This window comes from Calothrix sp. PCC 7507 (genome assembly GCF_000316575.1).
Classification (GTDB): domain Bacteria; phylum Cyanobacteriota; class Cyanobacteriia; order Cyanobacteriales; family Nostocaceae; genus Fortiea.
Genome location: NC_019682.1, coordinates 6,016,950 through 6,040,430, shown reverse-complemented (window position 1 = coordinate 6,040,430; position 23,481 = coordinate 6,016,950). Strand labels below are relative to the sequence as shown.

Sequence of the window (23,481 nt, the reverse complement as noted above, 5' to 3'; positions counted from 1 at the left end):
TATAGCCATTAGTTAATGGTATCATTTTTAAATTAACTCTTGGATAGAATTACTACTTTTTTATTTTTAATTAAAACTAAATAAAACTATGAAAAAATTTCTAGAGATTTCTGAAATAGTATTCGTTGTTTTTAGCTTAACCTTCTTTACGGGTGGTTTCGGCATAGGCGCAACGACAACCTCATCAGGCCTAATTCCTGATTCTGTGCTCACAATAATTAGGTATTTTATTTGGATTACTGCCAGCGCGATCATTTGCTTCAACTGGAAAAAAGCTCTACTTACAGCTAGTCGAGATAAGGTTCTCTGGATTTTTACAGCAATAGTTTTAATATCATTTATCTGGTCAGACTATAAGATGTCAACTCTTCTTGATAGCCGAGAAGTCTGGCAAATGACATCTTTTGGTTTATATTTTGCTACAAGATTTAGTTTGAGAGAACAGGTAAAACTAATTGCTTTGACATTTGGTATAGGAGCTTTGCTCAGTACTATTTTTGCACTGGGACTACCTTCTATTGGCAAGCATGGTGCAGATCACCCAGGAGCATGGAAAGGAATATACGACTATAAAAATACTCTTGGCAGCATGATGGTGATGAGTGCTTTTGCTTTTTTACTGCTGCCTATTAATCGCTCGGAAAATCGTTTATATAAGTGGTTGGGATTTAGTTTGTCTATAGTTTTAATATTACTTTCTTATTCAGGAAGTTCTCTGATAATTTTCAGTCTAATTATATTAGTGTTCTTGTTTTTTCGTAGGTTCAAGTGGCAGGGCAAAATTAGTGTACTTTTCTTAGATATATTTATTCTACTCTTCGGATGCGTTGCTACATTTCTTTTTATGAACTGGGTCACCATAGTAACTGATTTTGGTAAAGATCCAACTTTTACGGGCAGAACACCTTTATGGAATTACATCATTTCTAAATTGCAGGAGAACCCGTGGTTAGGTTATGGACGTGGTGCATTTTGGAAACCAGGAAGTCAATATGCAGTGCAAGCAGGTGAATCAGTCGCGAGTAATTTCGTTGCACCCCACGGACACAATGGCTTCTTAGATTTAGGACTTGATGTGGGTTTAGTTGGATTCTCGCTTTTTTTCGTTAGTTTGATTACAGCTTTTGTTTGGGCATTAAAACGGGCTTATGCAACTAAAAAATCAGAGGACATTTGGCCTTTATTTTTCCTGCTATTTCTAGTAATGAATAATATGACAGAGAGTTATCTGCTACGGATAACAAATGTGTATTGGGTTCTTTATGTCACAGTTGTTTTAACTGTGAAGCAACGAAGGCAATTTGGCAATTAAGTAAATAAATGATTGAGGATCGCCATGCCATGAAGACGTTTTTTGAAAAAATTAAACAAACTTTGGTGCCGAGAATTTTTAGGCAGTGGTTTAAAGAAATTAAGCGCAGCATTAATTTCATCATTGGTACTGGTCCCTATGATTTAGCATCATTTGAGTATATTTCTAGCCTGGCTCATAATGAGGAAAATCCGTATGGGCTTGATTATCCAGAGTCGGTTACAGGTATTGTTTACCAAGAAAGTACGAAGTCGGTTGAATATCAAAATCCTCCTGTTAGCTTAACTCAGAAAATAGTCAGTAGAACAGTTGCCAATCGCTCCCGTTTCCTGGCGACAGGTATATTCCCTGAACCTCCTCGGATTATTTATTCACTCTTCCGAGGAGGAGTTATTTGTCCACAAGCTGATTTTCTGATCATATATGATGTAGCTTCACGGTTAGCTGTTAAAGAAGTAACACATAATTGGTACGAATCATCTCGAAACCAGACTGTATTCTTGTCATCCCAAACTATAGATACAACATATCTTGAAGGTATATCATTAAGTCTGGCAACTTTAGGTGGAGATTCCTTTTATCACTTTTTCCATCAGTCTTTACCAAAGATATTTCTCAGTCAACACCTGTTAAAGTCAGTCGATCACTTTTTGGTAAACGGTAATGAAGAAAGATGGAGAAAGAAATGGCTTGAGCGTTCAGGAATACCTCTTGAGAAAGTAATTTATATAAATCATAGGCCGCTGACGCACTATCAGTGTGAGCAGCTATTGTTTACATCATCTGTAGTAGCAGACGCGCAACCAACAAAATGGAGTATCTCAGCCCTCAGGAGCCTTTTGGATGCTCATCCTTCAGGACAGGGAAACCGCTGGATTTGGGCTAGTCGTGCCGATATTAACCCTGCAGGAGTAAACAGAAGAGTATTTGCTTGGGAGGAAGAATTACTACAACGCTTTCCCAAATTTGAGAAAGTTTGTTTCTCAAGTTTGTCACCTGAAGAAGTAATATCTGTTTGCCGTAGTTGTAAAGTATTTGCAGGACCGCATGGTGCTGCATTTTCTAATCTATTGTTTTGCAATCCTGATACTTTAGTAGTTGAATTTTCACCAACGACAAACCTCCCTCCTTATTTTATAAGGTTGGCAGAGGTTTCTGGTCTAAATCATGTCAGTGTTGTAGCTGATTTTGAAGACTTACCAGAAAATTTTGAGAAAATTGTAGTTGCTTTAGCAGAGATATTAGAGGATGTTTGAAAAGTTATGGTTAATTACAGCAGATTGTAGGTAAACTAGATACTCTAATCTTCAGTGCATTCACTGGTAAAATGAAAGCTTAATTAATCGATAAATAACAGTAAGAGGCATTTTTATTCACTTTAGTCCCCATACTAAATTGCTTTTATAAGAGTCACAAAAGTATCTTTTATATTTCTAGAATGTTCACTTTGCGCGAATAATAGATATAATTTATTTTTGATATAAAAGGAGGTCAAATTAAGAAATGAAAATCGCATATCTCATGTTGGCACATAAGCTACCAGAACAGTTGGCACGCTTAGTCAATGCCTTAAATAACGAGGAAAGTCATTTTTTTATTCACCTTGATGCCCGCGCTACAACGCTTTTAGAAGAATCTAAAAAATGTCTTTCATCCTTTGAGAATGTCCACTTCGTGCCAAAGAGATACAAGTGTCGATGGGGACAATTTAGTATTGTTAGAGGAACAATTTCTTGTTTAGAAACACTTGTAACATCTGGTATTGAGTTTGATTATGTTTTTCTGTTGTCCGGACAGGATTACCCTATCAAAAGTATATCTCATATTGAATCTTTTTTAGAGAAAAATAGAGGAAAACAGTTTATAAATTGCTTCTCACTTGAGGAAGAGAATGAGTGGAGTGATCATCCCCCACCATTTGAACCAATCAGTAGAGCAAAAGATTTACATCTTTTCTTCAGGAGTAGAGTTATTCATCTACCAATTAGGCGAAAGTTTCCAAATAACTTTTCTCCTTACGGTGGCTCACAATGGTGGACTCTATCTAGAGATTGTATTAATTGGATGACGAAGTTTATGAGAGATAATCCAGGCTTTGTAAACTATTTTAAATATACATTTATCCCTGATGAATTGTTTTTTCATTCTATGATTATGAATTCACCTTTTAAAGAAGATATTATCGACAATAGCTTGAGATATGTGGATTTTACTAGAGCAAATCCTACTCGACCGGCAGTTCTAGGTGTGGAAGATTTTGAATTTCTACAGAATGGTACTAGTGCGTTGTTTGCCAGAAAGTTTGACATTAGTAGAGACAGTAAAATCTTAGATCTAATAGATGAAAAGATAATCAACGCTCCTAGATTCAATTGCTTGTGAAATATATACAGCGGTTTTCGGTCGAATGCAATACAATCGAGGGCGGGGTTTCCCCGCCCCTTGTATCTTAAATAGAAGATCCCAAGGAACCGAGTAAATAGCTTTCACTGTGATGTAGAGCAAAGACTTGACTTGAGAATGCAGTTCAAAAAACTTAAATGTTGTCTGTACTAGTACAAGACGGCGGAAGTAAGCCGAGTATTATATGGGATAATTAAGTCAGTAGATGAAAAGCTTTGTTTGGTGACAAAGAATCAGGGTATGGCAAGATTAGCTCCAAAAGAATTAAGTTTGAGTGATAGTGAGCAGAATGAACTACAAGAGTTGATAAAGGGACATAAGACAGCACAGCAAATCGTCATCCGAGCCAAAATTATTCTTCTGGCATCATCAGGGAAAAATAACGGCGAAATTGCTCGAATATTAGAGATTAGTCTAGATATGACTCGTTTATGGCGAAAGCGATGGTTGGAGACAGAGGGAGCAAAATTATCAGCTTTTCAAAGATTACAAGATCAAGAGCGTACTGGCGCACCAGTAAAATTTAGCATGGAACAAGTAATAGAGTTGTTTGCGCTTGCCTGTTCGCCGCCAGAAGATTACGGTCGGACAATAAGTCACTGGACATCTAGAGAACTGACAGATGAAATTACAAAACAAGGGATTATCGAAAGTATATCTGTTCGCCATGTGGGAAGACTATTAGAAGAAGCTCAATTGAAGCCACACCAAAGTCGGTACTGGCTGACTCCCCCCCCTGGATGAAAAATTTGATGCAAAAGTTGAAGATATTACAGATTTGTATTTAAATGCGATTGACCGTCATCTAAAGGGGGAACGCACAATATCTATTGATGAGATGACAGGTATTCAAGCTACTGAGCGCATAGAAAAAGACTTACCAATGCGACCGGGCAAAGTTGAAAGAAGGGAATTTGAATATATTCGTCACGGTACGCAAACCTTGATAGCCAGTTTCGATGTTGCCACTGGTCAAATTATCAGACCAACTTGTGGAGATTCCAGAACAGAAGTTGATTTTATCTTTCATATTCATCAAACTATTGCCACTGACCCCAATGCGAAAAAATGGCATTTAATTATGGATTGCCTGAACACTCATCAATCGGAGTCCTTAGTTCGTTTTGTTGCACAAATTGAAGGTTTAAACATCAACCTTGGCATTAAGGGTAAAAGTGGCATCCTCAAATCAATGAAATCTCGTGCAGCTTTTTTAAGTGACCCCACACATCAAATCGTTTTCCATTACACACCACTACATTCTTCTTGGCTCAACCAAATTGAAATTTGGTTTAGTATTTTGGTACGGAAGTTACTAAGAAGAGCCAGTTTCCAGAGTCAGGATGATCTCAAAACTAGAATTCTTGCTTTTATTGACTACTTTAATCAAACAATGGCTAAACCTTTCAAGTGGACATATAAGGGTAAAGTTTTGGCTGTTTAATACTCGGTTTATTTCCGCCGTCCTGTACTAGTTTAACGACACAATTCTTTTTGGAGGACTGGTAATACCAGGTCAAGCTGCCCCGCCCCTGAGACCATACAAAAGTCTGTAACGTAGATTGGCAACCTGTATCGGTGAAATCGAATTGAATTGTAGAGACTGGACAGTATCTTAGACCCCAAATATTGGGAAAGTCTGCATTCACAAGGATAGTAGATGCAATTCATCAGTTCTTCTATTGTAGAAATTAACTGTGGAGGAAATGTCTCATGTCAAAAATAGTTCTCGGTATCGATATCAGTAAAAAAGATTTTCATGTGACTTTGATACTGGAGAACCAAACCACAAAATCCAAAGTCTTTAAAAACAATCCAGAAGGTTTTGTTAACCTACAAAACTGGCTCATCAAACAAGGAGCGACTCAAGTTCATGGCTGCATGGAAGCGACAAGCACCTATGGCGAAGCATTGGCAGAGTTTTTAGTGGAGAATGGTCACAAAGTCAGTGTGGTCAATCCATCCCGCATTAAAGGATTTGCCAAGAGCGAACTACTTCGTACTAAGACGGACAAAGTAGATGCCGCAGTGATTGCGCGTTTTTGTCTGGCGATTGCCCCAGAACTTTGGACTCCTTTACCAGTTGAGGTGAAAGAGCTTCAAGCGCTCCTTCGTCGTTTAGAATCGCTCACGGACATGTACCAACAGGAGCAGAATCGGTTAGAAACTGCCACACCCACTGTTGCCGCTTTAATTGAGTCTCATTTAGAGCAGTTAAAACAGCTGATTGTCCAGGTGAAACAACTGATTCACGACCACTTTGAGCGCCATCCTGATTTGAAGGCCAAGCGCGACCTTTTAACCTCAATCCCTGGTATTGGTGAGCAGACTGCGGCTGTGCTGTTAACCGAAATCGGTTGTCTTGAACAATACCGCAACGCTCGCCAGTTAGCTGCTCATGCTGGCTTAACTCCCCAAGAACGTTCTAGTGGTTCTTCGGTACAAGCTAAGTCTCACTTATCGCGAATTGGCAATGCCCGACTCCGAAAGGCACTTTATATGCCTGCTGTCGCTGCTATGCGCCATAATCCTTTGCTGAAATTATTTGCACAGCGATTACTTGACCGTGGCAAGGTCAAAATGCAAGTCCTTGGTGCTGTTATGCGTAAGCTCTTGCATTTTGCTTTTGCGATTTTAAAATCCCAAAAGCCTTTTGACCCTGATTATCTCGCTCATGCCTCTTGACGAATCAAGACAGTATCTACAGTACGGGCACGGCTTCCATAGACTTTCGGGAAAATCGATAGTTTATGGGTGCCGTGCCCCTACCCATCTGTCGCATTCTTTTTTTAATTTGGTATTACTTCTCTACGAGACGCGAACGCTCCACTTGTAATGACAATTTAAGGGGTCTATAACGCTTGAAATCCTTTCAGATAGTACTTATGTGTACACCGTAGCCGATGCAAGGGGTGGGAACTAGATTTCCCCCCTTAGGTAAGGGACTGGCTGATTAATAGTGTACTAATTGAGTAGCCACAACCATCACCGATGCGTGACGCTACAAAATCATCTATCGCTCAACTCAATGTATTATCGCCGCATCACACACCCGAAAAATTGGTATTTTATTTTCCCGGAAATCCCTAAATAATGCTTAATTGAGAGAATTTTCGGGCGGAACTGAATCTTGATAGTCTCTAGAGGGTAAATTTGCCCTCTTTTTTGATGAAGCTATTCCACAAGCTGGGTTATCTTCTTGTTTCTATCTCCCTGTATCTCCGTAATTTTTCGTAGTTTCATTGTTTTTTTACGTATTCCATACACTAAGTTTACAATTCTCCCATCATAATGTTTCTACAAGCTCGTACCTGTAAACATGAATTCAGGTTTAGTAATAGGTGCGATCAGCTCTCTTTCATCTGAATATGATGAGTTTTTGGAAAACCTCAGAACAAAGTGAAGGTGCATCCCTTATTTAGGGCGGTTTAGGGAAAGCTTAGGAGACTATCAACGTGAAATTTAATGATCTCAGGCAATTAGAAGACGATTTAGTAATTGAAACAGATTTGTGTATTGTAGGTAGTGGATTTGCGGGTTTATCCATTGCTAAAGAGTTTGCCAATACGAAAACTGAAGTTTGGGTGATCGAGAGCGGTGGCTTGTCAGATGAACCTGATACTCAATCACTTTACGAAATTGAAAGTGTTGGTGCGCCCAGGGTGATGAATCAGGATGTTATTCGCTATCGGATTTTGGGGGGGACATCGCATATCTGGACTGGGCGTTGCGCGCCATTCGACAACATTGATTTTCAGCAGCGATCCTGGGTTCCCTACTCAGGCTGGCCTATCACCCGCGACAGTTTGGAAAATTATTTGGAGCGAGCTGGAGAAAATCTGAGAATTGGACCCAATTGCTACGATGAGCGACTTTGGGAGCAGTTCAAAGTGCCGCGTCCTACCCCTCTTCTCAACGAGAAACTGGTCAGACCCCAGTTTTGGCAGTTTAGCCGAGAAAATAATTATTCCTCTGAACCTGTGCGCTTTCGTAACCAGGCTCCAGATGCCCCCAACATCCACTTTCTGCTGCACGCGAATGTCACCCACATTAATACCAACGAAGCTGGCAACCGTGTTGAGTCGGTAGAAGTCAGTACATTAGAGAAAAAGCGGGCGCAAATCAAAGCTAAGGTGATTTTACTCTGCTGTGGTGGCATTGAAAATGCTCGATTGCTGTTAGCCTCCAACCGCACGGTTCCCTATGGTGTGGGCAATCAAAATGACATGGTGGGTCGGTTTCTCATGGATCATCCAGGCGCCATTGTCGGCACTTTCGATCAGAAAAAGTCTGATTCACTCCAGGATCGTTTTGGACACTACTGGTTAGATGATCAGCAAGGACGGCACACTTATCTCCAAGGTATTGCTCTAAGTTCAGAGATTCAGGAGCAAGAACAGCTGCTCAATTGCGCGGCTTTTGTAGAAGTACCACCAGCATCAGATGATCCGGCTTCAGCCCTACGAGAACTCAAATCGGCGTTTAAGAACAAACAGTTAACAAAAAAAGCCTACGAGGATGCGATCGCTGTTTTGAGGCAACCGATGGCAATAGCTCAAGGATTTTACCGTCGGCTTGTGCAAAATCGTCCGCCTATTCCCAAGGCAGATGCAATTTACCTGACTTGTTTGGTAGAGCAACTACCTGATCCAGAGAGTCGGGTGACACTCTCTAATCGCACAGATGCTTTGGGAATGCCACTTTCCCAGCTGAATTGGAAAATCAGTGAGCAGGAACGGCAGACAGTACGACGACTAGCTCACTTAATCCATCAAGAGTTTCAGCGGCTGGGACTCCCTCAACCCAAACTCTCCGAGTGGCTAGATGCTAAAGAAAATTGGCAGACTAACTTTACTGATCGAGCGCATCCTACTGGGACTACCCGAATGTCGGTTAATCCCAAACAAGGGGTAGTGGATGAAAATGGACAGGTACATGGTGTTGAAGGACTCTTTATTGCTGGTAGTTCTGTCTTCCCCACAACAGGTCATGCCAATTCCACGTTAATGTTGATCGCCCTGTCTATTCGTCTTGCTGATTGGTTGAAAGTGAATCAGTTTAACAGTGCTAGCGTGCAGGTCAGTAGAGAGACAGTTGCTATTGTAAAGTGATTAGGACTAGCCCTTTTAAGGTGATTTGTAGAAATAATTTTACCCATTTCCGGGCAAACAACCGTTTGCCCCTACGGTTCACTCACACAATTTCCAGCATTTTTCCTACTTTCAAGGATGCGATCGCTTAATTGACAGTCCCAAGATTTGGGGTTGAATGCAGCATTGCTCTGTGCAATTGCAGTCGATGCCTGAAGTGCCGGCAAAACTTTTATAGTACACTCACCTTAAAAGGGCTAGTAAAGATGATAATTCTAGATATTATGTTTCAGGATTTTTACGGACTCCAATACTAGAGTTGAGAAGTTATATAAAACATCAAGAATTGCAGGAGGTTTGGCCTTGCAATCAATTGGAATTGTAGTTATCGGCAGAAATGAAGGCAATCGTCTTCATCAATGCTTACTATCAGTAGTCGGCGAAGGGATAACAGTTGTTTATGTAGATTCCGGTTCAACGGATGGTAGTGTCACCCTAGCTCGTTCTCTGGGTGCATATATTGTAGAGCTTGATTTATCTATTCCATTTACTGCTGCTCGTGCCAGAAATTCCGGATTTGCATATTTATTACAAATAGAGCCAAATATTGAATTTGTGCAGTTTGTGGATGGAGATTGTCGTGTAGTCGAAGGATGGTTAGAACTTGCACAGCGCGAATTGCTAACCCAGCATGATGTTGTAGTTGTGTGTGGACGCCGCAGAGAAGAATTCCCCAACAATTCTATTTATAATCTTCTGTGTGACATCGAGTGGGACACGCCTATTGGCGAAGCTTTAGCTTGTGGCGGCGACTCTATGATGCGTGTCACGGCACTCAAAAATGTAGGTGGGTTTAATCCCACATTAATTGCAGGCGAAGAACCAGAGTTGTGCGTGCGGCTGCGGCAAGCAGGGGGCAGAATTTTGCGTATAGATGCCGAGATGACATTGCATGATGCTCAAATTACTCGTTTGAGTCAGTGGTGGAAGCGATCGCTGCGAGGTGGTCATGCTTATGCAGAGGGTTCTTGGCTACACGGCGCTGCGCCGGAACGACATTGGGTGAGAGAAAGTCAAAGGATTTGGTTTTGGGGTTTGTTGTTGCCATTTTTGGCGATCGCCGCTGTATGGTCAACTAAAGGGTTGAGCATACTCTTACTATTGCTGGCCTATACTTTCCTAGCCTATCGAGTGTACCAAAATACGCGGCAGCGAGGGTTAAACACAAGGGAGGCAATTTCCTACTCCCTATTTTGTGTGTTAGATAAATTCCCACAACTACAAGGCCAAATTCAATTTCATTTGTCTCGGTTATTCAGACAACAGCGCACTTTAGTAGAATACAAGAATTGAGGTACGGTTTTAGTGTCTTCCTCCCCAACTACTGCTCCAAAATCCATTGCTATTGTTGGCTGCGGATTTGTTGCTGATTACTATCTGAAATCACTCCCACTCCACCCAGAACTCAAATTGGTGGGAGTGATGGATCGCAATGGCGATCGCTCCGCTAAATTTGCTGCTTACCATTCTATTTCTCGTGTTTACAGTTCCTTAGAAGAACTGCTGGCGGATGACAATGTTGATATTGTCTTGAATCTCACCAACCCTAGTAGTCATTACTCAGTTTCTAAAGCTGCTTTAGAGGCTGGTAAACACGTCTACTCTGAGAAACCTCTGGCAATGTCCATGTGGCAAGCTGAGGAATTGGTAAACTTAGCCGAACAACGGGGTTTATATATCTCCTCTGCACCATGCAGCCTGTTGAGCGAAACTGCTCAAACAGTTTGGAAGGCTCTACGGGAAAATAAAGTTGGCAAGGTGCGACTAGTCTACGCCGAAATGGATGATGGACTAGTTCATAAGATGCCTTATCAAAAATGGTTGAGTCAATCGGGGACTCCTTGGCCTTACAAGGATGAGTTTGAGGTTGGTTGTACTTTAGAACATGCTGGTTATTACGTCACCTGGCTAACTGCATTCTTTGGCCCAGCAGAAACCGTTTCTGCTTTTTCATCATGTCTAGTTCCTGATAAGCAGACAGATATTCCTCTAGATATGAACGCTCCAGATTTTTCTGTAGCCTGTATTAAATTTGCTTCCGGTGTGGTTGCTAGACTGACTTGCAGTATCGTTGCACCCCATGACCACTCATTAAGAATTATTGGGGATGACGGTATACTTGGGATTAAAGATTGTTGGTATTATGGCTCGCCGGTCTACATCAGACGTAGTATTACTATCAGGCGCAAGCGGCTGGAAGGCATTTGGAAGCAAAATTATCCGTTAGTCAGAAAAGCAGCGCGATTAGGATCTAGAAGCGCTCAAGAAATGGATTTTTGCCGGGGTGTGGCAGAAATGGCGGATGCGATCGCTGGGGAGCGTCCCTCTCGACTTTCAGCGAGATTTTCTCTGCATAATAATGAACTTGTCTTGGCTATCCATAACTCTCTCGAAACAGGCTCGCCTTATAAACTGACAACCTCTTTTGAGCCAATTGAACCAATGCCTTGGGCACAATAATCAGCTAGTACACAAAGGCTGAAGTCTGAAATCTGAAGTCTGAAGTCTGAAATGAAGAAAGTTGTATAGTAAGCCTTTGAGCGATTTACAATGGTTGGTTTATTTACGCCAAGCTGTACTAGTCATACCAATTCACTAATGAAAAGCAATTGAGGGCGGAGTTTCCCCGCCCCTTGTATCTTAAATAGAAGATCCCAAGGAACCGAGTAAATAGCTTTCACTGTGATGTAGAGCAAAGACTTGACTTGAGAATGCAGTTCAAAAAACTTAAATGTTGCCTGTACTAGTTTAACGACACAATTCTTTTTGGAGGACTGGTAATACCAGGTCAAGCTGCCCCGCCCCTGAGACCATACAAAAGTCTGTAACGTAGATTGGCAACCTGTATCGGTGAAATCGAATTGAATTGTAGAGACTGGACAGTATCTTAGACCCCAAATATTGGGAAAGTCTGCATTCACAAGGATAGTAGATGCAATTCATCAGTTCTTCTATTGTAGAAATTAACTGTGGAGGAAATGTCTCATGTCAAAAATAGTTCTCGGTATCGATATCAGTAAAAAAGATTTTCATGTGACTTTGATACTGGAGAACCAAACCACAAAATCCAAAGTCTTTAAAAACAATCCAGAAGGTTTTCTTGTCCTGAAAAATTGGCTCTCCAAACAAGGAGCGACTCAAGTTCATGGCTGCATGGAAGCGACAAGCACCTATGGCGAAGCATTGGCAGAGTTTTTAGTGGAGAATGGTCACAAAGTCAGTGTGGTCAATCCATCCCGCATTAAAGGATTTGCCAAGAGCGAACTACTTCGTACTAAGACGGACAAAGTAGATGCCGCAGTGATTGCGCGTTTTTGTCTGGCGATTGCCCCAGAACTTTGGACTCCTTTACCAGTTGAGGTGAAAGAGCTTCAAGCGCTCCTTCGTCGTTTAGAATCGCTCACGGACATGTACCAACAGGAGCAGAATCGGTTAGAAACTGCCACACCCACTGTTGCCGCTTTAATTGAGTCTCATTTAGAGCAGTTAAAACAGCTGATTGTCCAGGTGAAACAACTGATTCACGACCACTTTGAGCGCCATCCTGATTTGAAGGCCAAGCGCGACCTTTTAACCTCAATCCCTGGTATTGGTGAGCAGACTGCGGCTGTGCTGTTAACCGAAATCGGTTGTCTTGAACAATACCGCAACGCTCGCCAGTTAGCTGCTCATGCTGGCTTAACTCCCCAAGAACGTTCTAGTGGTTCTTCGGTACAAGCTAAGTCTCACTTATCGCGAATTGGCAATGCCCGACTCCGAAAGGCACTTTATATGCCTGCTGTCGCTGCTATGCGCCATAATCCTTTGCTGAAATTATTTGCACAGCGATTACTTGACCGTGGCAAGGTCAAAATGCAAGTCCTTGGTGCTGTTATGCGTAAGCTCTTGCATTTTGCTTTTGCGATTTTAAAATCCCAAAAGCCTTTTGACCCTGATTATCTCGCTCATGCCTCTTGACGAATCAAGACAGTATCTACAGGCTTGGCGATTTAAAACTGTATCTCACTAATCTGAAAACCGCTATATTGCCTATTGCCAGCGAAAATTATTTATGCCGAGTTACTTATGCTTGATATTTGTTTATTTTTCAGTCGCTTTGTGGTGATGAAATCGAATCCCTAAGAAAATATCGTAAACAAACTCAAAAAAGTCTTTTTTCTGTAATAGTCCTGAAGTTTGATAACATCCCTTTTCATCTAAAAGCGGCTTCATTACATGATATGCAGGTTGGTAATTATACCAGGGAATGGAAGGCCACAAATGATGAATTAGATGGTAGTTCTGCCCCAAAATCAGGATATTCAGAATTTGGTTCGGGTAGACGCGGGCATTTTTCCAGCGATCGCGTTCCACAAAAGGACGATGTGGTAAATAATCAAAAAATAATCCCAATGCTATTCCCACTAAAAACGCCGGGATGAACCAAAAATTGAGAATATAACCCAAAAAGTGGTACTGAACGGAAATATAAAAAATTGCCCCAACAATCAAGCGGCTAATAAACCATTCCAGAAGTTCATATTTACGCCACAGTTTCCGTTGAAAGAAAAATACCTCGTGGTACAAAAACCGTACCGCAATCAGCCACAACGGCCCACCAGTGGAGACATAATGATCTGGGTCATCCTGGGGATGATTGACATGTCCGTGATGCTGTAAATGTACCCGTGTAAAAACTGGAAAGGCAAAAGCCAGTATTAAAGCACTACCATGACCTAACAAAGCGTTGATGACTCGATTGCGATGGGCTGATTGGTGACAAGCATCGTGAATTACCGTTCCAGCACAATGCAAGCACAGAGTATTAACGCTAAAGCATAACCAATCCGGCCATTCCCACAACCAGTAACCGAAGTTAGATAAAACTAACATTGCCACAACTACCAAAAACAGCAGTAGCGTCGGGTTGAAATCACCGGGAGGCGCTAAAAATTCCTTGGGCGGGATTGCCAGTGGCTTTTGTGCCTCCGACGTGAGCATTCTGGACTCCTTAAGTTTATTAACAATTACGAATATACGATAAAGATTAGTGAAGAATAAAGTTTTGTGAATTATTGTATAGCAAGAATTACCAGCAGCTTTGCTGAACAGCAGATGAATAACGCTATGATTCCAGACGAGACCTAAGCTTTGCCTATGATAAACAGGGCGTGGTGAGTGCTAAGGATTTGCAGAGAAAAAGTCTTTCCTTGGGAGGATGGAACCAAGATTGGTGTACGATAGCTAGTCTATCCCACAGAAAAGCTGGGGACTAGGGACTGCACTTCGGCTGCGCTCAGTGACCAAGGACTGAGGACTGGGAACTAGGGACTAGGAACTGGGGGAATAACCAATGCCCAATGCCCAATGCCCAATGCCCAATCTCCCTAACTGCTATGGCAGTGACTGAAAAAGAAATGCCTCTTAACTTACGATGATTCCCAGATAGCTCCCTAGATTCAGCCCCTATGCAATTAAGAGATTCTATACGCCGGACAAAAATTGTCGCTACGATTGGTCCCGCAACTAGCAGCCCAGAAATGCTCAAGGCGATCATTGAAGCGGGTGCAACTACGCTGCGGCTAAACTTTTCCCACGGAACCCATGCTGACCATCAGCGGAATATTCGCTTAATTCGGCAAACTGCCTTTGAACTCAATCAGCCAGTGGCAATTCTCCAAGACTTGCAAGGGCCGAAAATTCGCTTGGGTAAGTTTGAGAATGGGTCGATAATTGTTGCCAAAGGCGATCGCTTCACCTTGACAAATCGTCCAGTGATCGGCACACAGGATATTAGCTGCATCACTTACGATTATTTAGCTGAAGAAGTCCCGGTTGGCGCTAAAATCCTCCTCGATGATGGGCGAGTAGAAATGCTGGTCGAGGAGATTAACCGCGATAAAGGTGATTTACATTGTCGTGTTACGGTTCCTGGTAAACTTTCCAACAACAAAGGTGTAAACTTTCCTGGAGTTTATCTTTCAATTAAAGCTATGACCGACAAAGACCGAGAGGATCTCATGTTCGGTCTAGATCAAGGTGTAGATTGGGTAGCACTTTCCTTTGTCCGCAACCCCCAGGATTTAATTGAAATCAAAGAACTAATTTCTAGTACTGGTAAATATGTGCCAGTAGTTGCCAAAATTGAAAAGCATGAAGCCATTGAACAAATGGAAGCAGTTCTGGCTTTGTGTGACGGCGTGATGGTAGCCAGAGGCGACTTAGGTGTGGAACTACCAGCCGAAGATGTCCCCATTCTGCAAAAGCGGCTGATTGCTACAGCCAACCGCTTGGGGATTCCTATCATCACCGCCACCCAAATGTTAGACAGCATGGTGAGCAATCCCCGTCCCACCCGTGCTGAAGTATCGGATGTGGCCAATGCGATTTTAGATGGCACGGATGCAGTCATGCTCTCTAATGAAACCGCTGTTGGCGACTTTCCAGTAGAAGCTGTGGCGACAATGGCACGCATTGCGGAACGGATTGAGCAGGAAGAGGCGCTCAGTTCTACAGTCCGTCAGTTAAGAGATGCTAGGCGTTCCATTCCCAACGCCATTAGTCAAGCTGTAGGTCAAATTGCAGAGCAACTAGGTGCTGCGGCAATTATGACTTTGACGCAAACTGGAGCGACAGCCCGTAACGTTTCTAAGTTCCGTCCCCGGACACCTATTTTGGCAATTACACCCCATGTAAATGTGGCCAGACAGTTACAGATGGTGTGGGGAGTTAAACCGCTGTTAGTACTGGGACTACCTTCGACTGGGCAAACTTTTCAAGCAGCGATTAATGTCGCTCAAGAAAATGAGCTACTAACTGAGGGAGATTTGGTCGTAATGACTGCTGGTACACTCCAAGGGGTGTCTGGATCAACAGATTTAATTAAAGTTGAGGTAGTAACAGCAGTTCTCGGCCAAGGAATTGGCTTGGGACAAGGTTCTGTGAGTGGTCGTGCTAGAGTTGCTCACACTGGTATGGAAGTTAGTAACTTTAATCCTGGCGATATTTTGGTTGCTCCCCGCACCAGCGCTGATTTTGTCGAGGCGATTCGCAAAGCTGCGGGGATTATTACAGAAGATGAAAGTCTCACAAGTCATGCAGCAGTGATTGGCTTGCGTCTAGGTGTACCTGTAATTGTTGGCGTGAAGAAGGCGACGCAAGTAATTCGCGATGGGGCAATTCTGACGATGGACTTGCAACGGGGTTTAATTTACTCTGGAGCAGTCGGAACACCTTAAATAATTTGCAATTCGTAATTATGAATTGCTGATTACAATGTCTATTCTGATTCACTTTCAAACTTGACTCGTTCGTAAATCTGGCGATGGGGAATTTGGTTATTTACTGAAGCTAAAGTTAAAACTCCTTCTTCATCGTCGGATTCACTAAATAGCCATTTACCTTCTGAAGTTTTGCTCAACTGCTCAATATGAGTTTGATATTGGTCAATTAAAATATATTCTTGAAATTCAGGAATATAACGATAATAAGTAAAATATCAACGTCAAGACTTTGGTGAGGTACAGACAAAAAGAATTAACCGCTGATAGAAGAGGATGGACGCGGATAAACGCAGATAAATTTGTACCTCACCAGACTAGAAAATGCTATACCAATTTTATCGCTTTCATAATCAAGTGTTAGCAGTGAAAACTGAGAAATTTCTTGGCAGAGAGCGATCGCATTATAGAAAGCGTGATAAAACTTCGACGGTGGCTTGTCCTGTTTTTTCCCAACTGAATTGATTTGCTCTGGCGATACCTTGGGTGGATAAATGCGATCGCAGTGCTAAATCATTGGCAACAGCCTGCATAGCTTCTGTAATTTCCCCTGTATTGTAGGGATTGATGAGAATCGCTGCATCGCCAGCCACTTCTGGTAGGGAGGAAAGGTTGGAAGTGATGATAGGAGTACCGCAGGCCATTGCTTCCAGTACGGGTAAGCCAAAGCCTTCCCAGAGACTAGGAAACACGAGAGCGATCGCTCGATTAATTATTGTTGGTAACTCACCGTAAGAAACATAATTCAGGAACTTTACCTGATTAGTTACACCCAGTTCTGCAACTTGGGTGATTAATATTGGCGTGTAACGTGAATCCACTGGTCCTACTAACCACAGTTCATAGTCCTTACAATTAGGTAATGCAGCAAAAGCACTGATGAGTCGCTGTAGGTTTTTGTAAGGATCTTGGCGACCGACGTAGAGAAAGTAGTTGCGGGTGGGTAGATTCAGGGTGCGGAAGTGAGTGCGATCGTAGGCTAGGAGAATAGGGGTAATTTTGCTGGCTGGAATTTGATAAAAGTTGGTGATGTCTTGAGCAGTGGATTGGGAGTTGCAGATGATGTGTTGTGCTTGGTTAAGAACTTGAGGAATATAATAACGGTGGTATGGTGTCAACGGCGAGAAGCGGTTGGGAAAACGCAACGGTATTGAGTCGTGAGTCATGACAACATAACGACAATTACTATATAGAGGCGCTTCTGGTAAAGGCGAGAATAATAAACGGGATTGCAGCTTTTGATAAATTTGCGGCAATTGGAACTGTGTCCAGATTAAGCGGTTGAAATGTCCTTTTGTACCTTGGTCTGGTGTCAGATTTGGTGGTACTAGATAGCAGTTATATCCGGATTTTTTTTGTGATATGAGTAACGTTGAATTCAGGGATTGCAGAAAAGGAAAAAGATTATTAGTGTAGGTTGTAATCCCTGTTGGTTTGGTACTGACAACAGCTAAATTAACGAGGAGATGATGCATCAGAATTTTAGCGATCGCTGACAATAAATTAACACACCATAAAGTTTACCAAATGCCACTTGAGGTTTGATCGCCAGCAGTATAAGTGCATATAAAATCACTCTACTTAATCTGATCAGCAAAATCAGCATATTTGTATATTTTTTTATAGTCAATAAATAACTGTAGGTACTGTGTTTAGTTTTAAGAAAAATATTTCTATTAGTAATTGAAGATGGCTGATGTAAAACAACCAACTGTTTTGTGACTGCAATCAAATATCCTTGATTGGCATAGCGCCTACAAAAATCAAAATCTTCATAATAGAGAAAGTAAGCAGGATCAAACCAAGGACAATCATCAAATTTACAGAGATTAATGATTAAGCTACAGCCTGAAACCCAATCACAACTGACATAATCTGCATCGGAATTTTTTAGTAAGTCTTCAGTGAAGATTGCACCAGTTGTAGCAATAAATCGACCGCCAGCAAACCAAACTTTTCCTATAGGAGTATAAATAATTGTACCAACAATTGCTAACTGTGGGTGTGATGTAAAAAATGGCTTAACTTTATCTAAAATATTGTTTGGCAGATAAGCATCTGGGTTAATTATCCAAATAATAGCTTGGGGATATTGAGTGTAAATCCAGCGAATTCCTATATTACAAGCACTGCCAAATCCTAGATTCTCCCCAGCCTCAATAATTATGACAGATTCACTTTTAAGCTGGGCAATCGAATCATCATTAGGTGAATTGTTAATGATAACTATTTTATATTCTATAGTTGTACCAACTGACAAAGAATTGATTAATTTTGCCAGGAGTTCTGTAGAATAGTAGTTAACTGTTAAAAAATAAATCATGTCAGTTAAATTAGTTCCTAGCCGTGAGGCTCTGATGTTAAAAGCCAGAACTTTATTATGTCAATAAAAGCATTTTTATTTTAGGTTTATTTTTGTTGGTGAATTAGCAATTGATAATTACAGATTACATTTATAAACATGATTTAACTATTAATTTTTATAGCTAAAAAACCGAGCTAATGCATAAGTTTTTAGGACAACTTTTTTCAAAAATTGTGGAATTTGCTGGTGACTCATAATGGATTTTATAATTCTTTTCATCGCATGAGGAGGGACGAATTCAAGTCTATCTTTTTGAATTACAGAGACAGGTAGTTGACTTGGATCAATTATTTTATGATCTAACTGATAAATTAGGGAAGGTCTGACCCATCCTCTAGCAACTTCTGTTTTCACAAATTGTTCACTAATAAAGCCTTCTTGAATGGCATTCAAAAGTTCTTGACACCATAGCCATCCTAAAGGGTTATGCGTATTTAGCCACGGCTGATTTGGCATATCAGTGTAATGAGTTAAAGCTGTCTTATCTTCGCTATAACGCTCTAAATCATTCCATTCAGTTGGAATAACAGATGCAATTTTGCTAGCTGGACTCATTTCTAAAATAAATTGCTTGTAAGTCCATTTACCCATTTCTAAATCTCTCACTAACTGTTCTACGTTCCAGTTTAGTTGTTCGCAATTAATGACCATCACACTGAATTGAGACACTCTTTGAGAGTCTCCTGGTTCATAAACAGAAAGTAGGTCTGCTCCGTTAAATGGTAGTAACCATAATTCCTTAATATCTCGGAAAACTTGCATATCAGAGTCGAGATAAATAGCTCTGCCACGATAGCCGTTAAGCGCAGGAATTGCAAACCTTTGGAAGCTAAATGGAGTTTGTGGTTTTATTTTTGGGTCTTGAGGTTCGGGAATTCGGATTCCGGCTTTGCGTACTGCTATAAATAGAGGTGTGACTTCCACCGGCATAGAGGCGTACTTTTTGATTGAGTACTCTAAGACTTTGACGGCTAGCATCTGTTCTTCTTGAGTTCCTACAAATATCTGTATGGGACTCTCAATATTTAATGCAATAAGTTCTCTTTCCTCCACGACATTTAAACCTCAGATCAACACTACCTTTTTATTGATGCTTTTTAGCCAGTAATAGAACACGGGGACCATTACGCTCATTTCTGTGTTCTACTATATCTACTTGTCCAAAGCCTACTTCCTGTAAAATTGAGACTATATCATCTAATCTCAACCATTTTGATGATTCATACATACCTGAGAAGACATCGGCATATCCTTGTTCTCGGCATTTTTTATAAGTATATGTTTTGCCATTAACTTCATATGTATCTTTAGCGTCTTGATCGAGAGAGTAATGAGTATCCAACATTAAGCCAAGGCGAATATATTTTTTTAAATCAAGTAAATGTTGAACTGGGTTTTTTAAGTGGTAAAGAACACCTACGTGGTGCATAACATCAGCTGATAGTAAATTGCTATACTGGTCTATATTTTCTTCTATATTTAATTTAAAAACAGGAGGATTCACTCCAAATAAAGAACAGCGAACAATAGTTTTCACAACGTTTTCCATCCGAGAATCGAATGCTGTAACCTGCTTGGCATATTGTGCTAGACCAATTGTATGAATACCTTCAAAACAACCAATTTCCAAAACGTGCTTGTCTGCTAAGTTAAAGTATTCATTCATTAACAATATTCTTCTGTCAGGAATGATTTGTGGTGTGTGCCGTTTGCCACGCCGAGCTAGGTTACCAAATCTCCTGCCATTATTATCTATTACGAAACAATTCCATTTTAAGATTTTGTTTAATTCCTTTAAGTTATCATCACTTAAAGAGTCTACAAATTTAATTTTATTTCTGTGTTCATCGTACCCACTGAACGGCAATTCATTCTGTGTCAGAAATATTCTATTTTTCGTGAATGAGTAGGGTAATTTAAACCATTGAGCTAATTTTTTAACAAATAATCGCATATTTCTCTCACTGCTCCTTGTCCACCAGCTAGCTCTGTAATGTATATGGCAGATGATTTATTTGCAGACATGGCATCAGCTACAGTCAAGGGACAACCAACTGCTTGGAGTATGGGTAGATCATTAAGATCGTCGCCCATATAAGCCACTTGTTCTAGGGTAATATTTAACTTGTGGCAGAGATTTTCTAGTACTGATAATTTATGCTCTACACCGATAAAGGTATAGTTAATTCCTAATTTTTTAGCACGATGTAGGACTGAGCTTGATGTGCTGGCGGTGATAATTGCCACGTCTATTCCTGCTTGCATCAACAATTTCAGTCCTAAACCGTCTTTAACGTTAAATTTTTTTAATTCTTCGCCATTATCGGTGTAGTAAAGACCGCCATCTGTCAGCACGCCATCGACATCTAAGGCCAATAGTTTCACTTGGGATAAGCGCGATCGCCACTCAGATTCAGAGATTTTGTTCATCACAAATAAACGGGTGTAGCCACTGCCAAACTGTTGTGGATATGTAAAACTGGTTTCAAAACCGCTTCTAGCTGGGACAGAGGCACCATATTCGGCCCATCACTAAGCGCTGCATCGGGATTTTCGTGAATTTCCATAAACAGTGCGTCAATCCCAATAGCGGCTGCGGCTCTAGCCAGATAGGGGACAAACTCCCGCTGTCCGCCGGATTTATCACCCTGTCCCCCAGGCATTTGTACGCTGTGAGTAGCATCAAATACCACAGGATAGCCTAGTTGCCGCATTTGTGGTAGAGAGCGAAAATCAACAACCAGGGTATTGTACCCAAAACTGCTACCCCGTTCCGTTAATAAAATGTTTTGCGCTCCAGCTGACTCTAGTTTCCTCACCACAGATTTCATATCCCAAGGTGCCAGAAATTGACCTTTTTTGACATTGACCGTGCGTCCTGTGGCGGCGGCGGCGATCAGCAGGTCTGTTTGGCGACAGAGGAAAGCCGGAATTTGCAGCACATCAACGACTTCCGCGACGATCGCAGCTTGTTGACTTTCATGAATATCTGTTAAGACGGGGACACCAATTTCCTGTTTAACTCTTTGGAGAATTTTTAACCCTGTTTCTAGGTCTTGACCCCGGAAGGAATTGATGGAGGTGCGGTTGGCTTTATCAAAAGAGGCCTTAAAGATAAAAGCGATACCGAGGCGATCGCAAACTTGACGAATTTTATCCGCCATCTTCAAGGTAAAGTCTTCCGACTCGATGACGCAAGGGCCACCAATCAAAGTTAGCGGCGAACCCTCGCCAATAAATAGATTTTCTGTAATTTGAGTTTTAATCATGGGATAACGCCTTGAGCAATCAGGGATTGGGCTTGTTTAAGGTCTTCAGGCGTGTTGATTTCTAGAGTAGGCACTTGTGTATGACAGACTTGAATTGCATATCCATGTTCCAGAACCCGCAGTTGTTCCAACGCTTCACACTCCTCTAAGGGAGTTGGTGTCAGCTTGGCATATTCTGCCAGAAAATCACGCCTAAAGGCATATAAACCAAGATGATGAAATACTGGTGCTGGAACGGAATTGCGGAAATAGGGAATAGGAGAACGAGAAAAGTATATAGCGCGGTTGTGGCGATCGCATAGCACTTTGACAACATTTGCATCGGTATAACCTGTTTGGTAATCCAAAGGACAGGCTAAGGTTGTCATATCTGGTAGTTTTGTTTCTGTGTTCAAATAAGGCGCTACCAGCTGTGTCAGCATTTCTGGTTTGACAAATGGTTGATCTCCCTGGACATTAGCAACTGCTATGGCTTCGGGGTAGCGTGTAGCGACTTCGGCGACGCGATCTGTACCTGAGAGATGGGTGCTACTAGTCATTTCTACTAGTCCGCCAAATTTTTGGACACATTCGACAACCAATTGACTATCAGTAGCTACAACTACTTGGCTGAAGGAGAGACACTGTTTAGCCGCTTCGTAAACCCACTGCACCATCGGGCGATCGCCAATCATGACTAGAGGTTTACCGGGAAAGCGTTGGGAATCATAGCGTGCTGGAATCACAGCCAAGATATTAATCACACACCACTCCTCACAATATCATGCAGCCTAATCAACCCTAAACAAATCCCCTGTGCATCGACTACCGGCATTACAGAAATTTGTGAAGGACGGTTTTCCATCGTCTGCAAAGCATCATAAGCTAAACAGTCCGGGGAAACAGTAATGGGATTCTTGGTCATAATTACATGACTGGCGATACTTTCCAACTTGGTTGGGTCAATTTTTTGGAAAGTTCTTCGCAAGTCTCCATCAGTAATAATTCCCAGTAAGCAACCGGAATGATCGACAACATTGACAGCACCCAATCCACCCTGGCTGATCGCGGTAATTACTTCCAACCATGTGGCTGTCGGTGCAATTGTGGGATTTTCGTCACCACCATGCATAATATCAACGACTCTCAAAGTCAGGCGTTTTCCTAATCTGCCAGCGGGGTGATTCAGCGCGAAGTCTTCTGGTGTCAGTCCTTTGACTTGCATTAACGTCATAGCGATCGCATCCCCAATTGCCAAAGCTACTGTAGTGCTAGTTGTCGGTGCAAGGTTAAGCGGACAAGCTTCTTTGTCTACGGAAGCATCAAGGACGACATCCGCATTCCGCGCCAGAGTTGAATTTATGTTGCCTAGAATAGCAATAATCGGTACTTGACGATGGTTTAAATAGGGGAATATAGAAATTAGTTCCTCAGTCTCACCACTATTACTGAGAGCAATAGCTACATCTCCTGAAGTAACTATCCCCAAATCTCCATGTAGAGCATCTGCAGGGTGGAGATAAATAGCAGATGTTCCTGTACTAGTAAGAGTTGCAGCTATTTTACGAGCTACAATGCCAGACTTACCAATTCCCACGACGACAACTTTGCCCTGACAAGTATATAAAAGTTTAATTGCCCCCTGAACTTGCTCTGCTTCTAGACGAGTTGTCGCTTTGGCGATCGCCTCTGCTTCTACTTTCAGCAGTTCAATCACCTTAAAATAGTAGTTTTTATCATTCAC

21 protein-coding genes are annotated in these 23,481 nt (G+C 41.6%); 11 read left to right on the top strand and 10 right to left on the bottom strand.

The annotated features are described in order from the left end of the window. The first annotated feature begins 88 nt into the window (after positions 1–88). The 10 genes from CAL7507_RS25870 (at position 89) to CAL7507_RS25820 (ending at position 12,822) form a co-directional block, all read left to right on the top strand. Positions 89–1,312 carry an O-antigen ligase gene (locus CAL7507_RS25870; RefSeq protein ID WP_015131442.1) on the top strand — a complete coding sequence of 408 codons (1,224 nt, stop codon included), beginning with the start codon at positions 89–91 and terminating at the stop codon, positions 1,310–1,312. An 8-nt stretch (positions 1,313–1,320) separates the two neighbouring features. Then, a complete protein-coding gene (locus CAL7507_RS25865; RefSeq protein ID WP_042341595.1) occupies positions 1,321–2,568 on the top strand; it encodes a DUF563 domain-containing protein in 1,248 nt (415 codons plus the stop codon). Between the two features lie 247 nt (positions 2,569–2,815). After that, on the top strand, positions 2,816–3,694 hold the full coding sequence (locus tag CAL7507_RS25860; protein ID WP_015131440.1) for a beta-1,6-N-acetylglucosaminyltransferase: 879 nt from the start codon (positions 2,816–2,818) through the stop codon (positions 3,692–3,694). Positions 3,695–3,955: 261 nt separating this feature from the next. Then, entirely contained in the window at positions 3,956–4,459 is a 504-nt protein-coding gene (locus CAL7507_RS25855) for a helix-turn-helix domain-containing protein (RefSeq protein WP_042341108.1), read from the top strand. Positions 4,460–4,493: 34 nt separating this feature from the next. Then, entirely contained in the window at positions 4,494–5,159 is a 666-nt protein-coding gene (locus CAL7507_RS25850; protein ID WP_236556786.1) for a transposase, read from the top strand. A gap of 269 nt (positions 5,160–5,428) precedes the next feature. Continuing rightward, positions 5,429–6,400: an IS110 family transposase gene (locus CAL7507_RS25845; RefSeq protein ID WP_015131439.1), complete on the top strand. Its 972-nt coding sequence runs from the start codon at positions 5,429–5,431 to the stop codon at positions 6,398–6,400. Positions 6,401–7,170: 770 nt separating this feature from the next. Continuing rightward, positions 7,171–8,826, top strand: a complete 1,656-nt coding sequence (locus tag CAL7507_RS25840; protein WP_015131438.1) for a GMC oxidoreductase — start codon at positions 7,171–7,173, stop codon at positions 8,824–8,826. Positions 8,827–9,168: 342 nt separating this feature from the next. Beyond that, complete coding sequence (locus CAL7507_RS25835; RefSeq protein WP_015131437.1) at positions 9,169–10,158, top strand: glycosyltransferase family 2 protein; 990 nt, start codon at positions 9,169–9,171, stop codon at positions 10,156–10,158. A gap of 12 nt (positions 10,159–10,170) precedes the next feature. Next, the gene (locus CAL7507_RS25830) at positions 10,171–11,325 is read left to right on the top strand and encodes a Gfo/Idh/MocA family protein (protein WP_015131436.1); all 1,155 of its coding nucleotides are present in this window, start codon (positions 10,171–10,173) and stop codon (positions 11,323–11,325) included. A 525-nt stretch (positions 11,326–11,850) separates the two neighbouring features. Beyond that, on the top strand, positions 11,851–12,822 hold the full coding sequence (locus tag CAL7507_RS25820) for an IS110 family transposase (protein WP_015131435.1): 972 nt from the start codon (positions 11,851–11,853) through the stop codon (positions 12,820–12,822). Positions 12,823–12,945: 123 nt separating this feature from the next. Here the strand turns inward: CAL7507_RS25820 and crtR are convergent, their stop codons facing one another. Further along, complete coding sequence (crtR, locus tag CAL7507_RS25815) at positions 12,946–13,845, bottom strand: beta-carotene hydroxylase (protein ID WP_015131434.1); 900 nt, start codon at positions 13,843–13,845, stop codon at positions 12,946–12,948. 467 nt (positions 13,846–14,312) lie between these two features. Between crtR and pyk the strand changes: the two genes are divergently transcribed. Beyond that, complete coding sequence (pyk, locus tag CAL7507_RS25810; RefSeq protein WP_015131433.1) at positions 14,313–16,082, top strand: pyruvate kinase; 1,770 nt, start codon at positions 14,313–14,315, stop codon at positions 16,080–16,082. Between the two features lie 41 nt (positions 16,083–16,123). Here pyk and CAL7507_RS31375 read toward each other — a convergent pair whose 3' ends face one another. From CAL7507_RS31375 to CAL7507_RS25765, 9 genes are all read right to left on the bottom strand, one after another. Next, positions 16,124–16,264, bottom strand: coding sequence for a hypothetical protein (locus tag CAL7507_RS31375; protein ID WP_236556812.1), 141 nt, complete (start codon positions 16,262–16,264; stop codon positions 16,124–16,126). Positions 16,265–16,528: 264 nt separating this feature from the next. Further along, the gene (locus tag CAL7507_RS25800; RefSeq protein ID WP_015131432.1) at positions 16,529–17,599 is read right to left on the bottom strand and encodes a glycosyltransferase family 1 protein; all 1,071 of its coding nucleotides are present in this window, start codon (positions 17,597–17,599) and stop codon (positions 16,529–16,531) included. Then, a complete protein-coding gene (locus CAL7507_RS25795; RefSeq protein WP_015131431.1) occupies positions 17,599–18,447 on the bottom strand; it encodes a glycosyltransferase in 849 nt (282 codons plus the stop codon). The genes CAL7507_RS25800 and CAL7507_RS25795 overlap by 1 nt, the downstream gene beginning before the upstream one ends. A 150-nt stretch (positions 18,448–18,597) precedes the next feature. Next, positions 18,598–19,542, bottom strand: a complete 945-nt coding sequence (locus tag CAL7507_RS25790) for a glycosyltransferase (RefSeq protein ID WP_015131430.1) — start codon at positions 19,540–19,542, stop codon at positions 18,598–18,600. Positions 19,543–19,573: 31 nt separating this feature from the next. Beyond that, a complete protein-coding gene (locus CAL7507_RS25785; RefSeq protein WP_015131429.1) occupies positions 19,574–20,443 on the bottom strand; it encodes a bifunctional 2-polyprenyl-6-hydroxyphenol methylase/3-demethylubiquinol 3-O-methyltransferase UbiG in 870 nt (289 codons plus the stop codon). Further along, complete coding sequence (locus CAL7507_RS25780; RefSeq protein ID WP_015131428.1) at positions 20,419–20,919, bottom strand: HAD family hydrolase; 501 nt, start codon at positions 20,917–20,919, stop codon at positions 20,419–20,421. Before CAL7507_RS25780 ends, CAL7507_RS25785 begins: the two co-directional genes overlap by 25 nt. Beyond that, entirely contained in the window at positions 20,919–21,758 is an 840-nt protein-coding gene (gene kdsA / locus CAL7507_RS25775; protein WP_015131427.1) for a 3-deoxy-8-phosphooctulonate synthase, read from the bottom strand. The genes CAL7507_RS25780 and kdsA overlap by 1 nt, the downstream gene beginning before the upstream one ends. Beyond that, positions 21,755–22,501 carry a 3-deoxy-manno-octulosonate cytidylyltransferase gene (gene kdsB, locus CAL7507_RS25770; RefSeq protein WP_015131426.1) on the bottom strand — a complete coding sequence of 249 codons (747 nt, stop codon included), beginning with the start codon at positions 22,499–22,501 and terminating at the stop codon, positions 21,755–21,757. The genes kdsA and kdsB overlap by 4 nt, the downstream gene beginning before the upstream one ends. Beyond that, a complete protein-coding gene (locus CAL7507_RS25765) occupies positions 22,498–23,481 on the bottom strand; it encodes an SIS domain-containing protein (protein WP_015131425.1) in 984 nt (327 codons plus the stop codon). The genes kdsB and CAL7507_RS25765 overlap by 4 nt, the downstream gene beginning before the upstream one ends.

Excerpts from the sequence above, each read along its gene's own strand:
- CAL7507_RS25865 (WP_042341595.1), top strand. The coding sequence starts at position 1,321 with ATGATTGAGGATCGCCATGCCATGAAGACGTTTTTTGAAAAAATTAAA.
- CAL7507_RS25860 (WP_015131440.1), top strand. The coding sequence starts at position 2,816 with ATGAAAATCGCATATCTCATGTTGGCACATAAGCTACCAGAACAGTTG.
- CAL7507_RS25820 (WP_015131435.1), top strand. The coding sequence starts at position 11,851 with ATGTCAAAAATAGTTCTCGGTATCGATATCAGTAAAAAAGATTTTCAT.
- CAL7507_RS25800 (WP_015131432.1), bottom strand. The coding sequence starts at position 17,599 with ATGCATCATCTCCTCGTTAATTTAGCTGTTGTCAGTACCAAACCAACA.
- CAL7507_RS25855 (WP_042341108.1), top strand. The coding sequence starts at position 3,956 with ATGGCAAGATTAGCTCCAAAAGAATTAAGTTTGAGTGATAGTGAGCAG.
- kdsA (WP_015131427.1), bottom strand. The coding sequence starts at position 21,758 with ATGATTAAAACTCAAATTACAGAAAATCTATTTATTGGCGAGGGTTCG.
- CAL7507_RS25870 (WP_015131442.1), top strand. The coding sequence starts at position 89 with ATGAAAAAATTTCTAGAGATTTCTGAAATAGTATTCGTTGTTTTTAGC.
- pyk (WP_015131433.1), top strand. The coding sequence starts at position 14,313 with ATGCAATTAAGAGATTCTATACGCCGGACAAAAATTGTCGCTACGATT.
- crtR (WP_015131434.1), bottom strand. The coding sequence starts at position 13,845 with ATGCTCACGTCGGAGGCACAAAAGCCACTGGCAATCCCGCCCAAGGAA.
- CAL7507_RS25795 (WP_015131431.1), bottom strand. The coding sequence starts at position 18,447 with ATGATTTATTTTTTAACAGTTAACTACTATTCTACAGAACTCCTGGCA.
- CAL7507_RS25780 (WP_015131428.1), bottom strand. The coding sequence starts at position 20,919 with ATGAACAAAATCTCTGAATCTGAGTGGCGATCGCGCTTATCCCAAGTG.
- CAL7507_RS25785 (WP_015131429.1), bottom strand. The coding sequence starts at position 20,443 with ATGCGATTATTTGTTAAAAAATTAGCTCAATGGTTTAAATTACCCTAC.
- CAL7507_RS25845 (WP_015131439.1), top strand. The coding sequence starts at position 5,429 with ATGTCAAAAATAGTTCTCGGTATCGATATCAGTAAAAAAGATTTTCAT.